Raw genomic sequence first — 984 nt, 5'->3', positions numbered from 1 at the left:
GTCAGGATCTTTTGCTTGCTTTGAACAATCAGCGGCGCGCCAAACCAGTCATTGTGTATCTCGGCAAGCTCCAGTGTTCCCGCAGGTGTTGCCGGAGCCACCGAAGCCCGACGTGTTGGCACACCCTTGATGATCCGGGGCTGGCCGGACGCGTCCATGATCAGGAGATCACGGCGCGGGATCTTCGATTTATAGGTCAACAGCGCATCTTCGCCATCGACTCCGCCCGAGATCGTGATCGTCTCATTGTCAAAGGCAATCGCGTCGGCGGGCGCATAGTATAGGTAGGTGACGCTGTAGGTTTCTGATCCTTGCGGCTGGTTGCCGTCCAGAAGCCAACGAATGCTGTCGCCGCTCAGTTCAAAGTCCGTGCCCTCGATGTAGTCGGTGCCGGGCTGGGAGACGCCGAGTACCCGGCGGACCGATCCATGCTGCAATTCGTCAAGCCCGTTGGGAACGTCCCCACGATAAACCTGCTCCGTGATCTGCTTTGTAACAAGAGCGCTGGTGACACTGGCAATCGGTGGGCGGTTGATCTCGATGGTGGACGAACCTGTCCCTTGCGGATCTTCGAAAGAATGGGTCTCGGCAGGAACGTCCTCCAAATCAGGATCTTGTTCGACAAACAAGGTGAAGGCTTCGGTTCTGGTTTTCCGGAACCCGTCCACATGCGCGATCCCCGCGTCGACAGAAAGTATCTGCTGTCCGGTACCATCGTCCCCAAGGGCACGAACGCCGCAGCCGTCGACAATATACGAGCCCTTGGCCCTGTCGTAATCGCCGATGGTCGCCAGTATGTTCGTAAGCGCCAACGGCACTTTCTTGTCGACCACAACGCCATCGCGAAGCTGATAGACGCGTGTGAACTCGCCTTCCTGCTCATCGTCCGGCAGCGCCCAGACAAGGTCTTCCTCGCGGCGGGCATGGCCCGGCTCGTTGAAACTTGGCTCGCCTTCGGCAATGCCCTTGAGAGTTTCGTCCTGC

The 984-nt window shown here is 58.5% G+C and carries 1 protein-coding gene; it reads right to left on the bottom strand.

Features of this window, described 5'->3' with window-relative positions; all coding sequences use genetic code 11:
- Positions 1 to 984, bottom strand: a 984-nt coding sequence (locus tag F0155_RS23180; protein WP_150526929.1) for a DUF4815 domain-containing protein, incomplete at both ends; no start/stop codon positions are given.

It is taken from the genome of Roseibium sediminis, from assembly GCF_008711325.1.
Taxonomy (GTDB): domain Bacteria; phylum Pseudomonadota; class Alphaproteobacteria; order Rhizobiales; family Stappiaceae; genus Roseibium; species Roseibium sediminis.
This window is presented reverse-complemented; position numbering and strand designations above follow the sequence as displayed.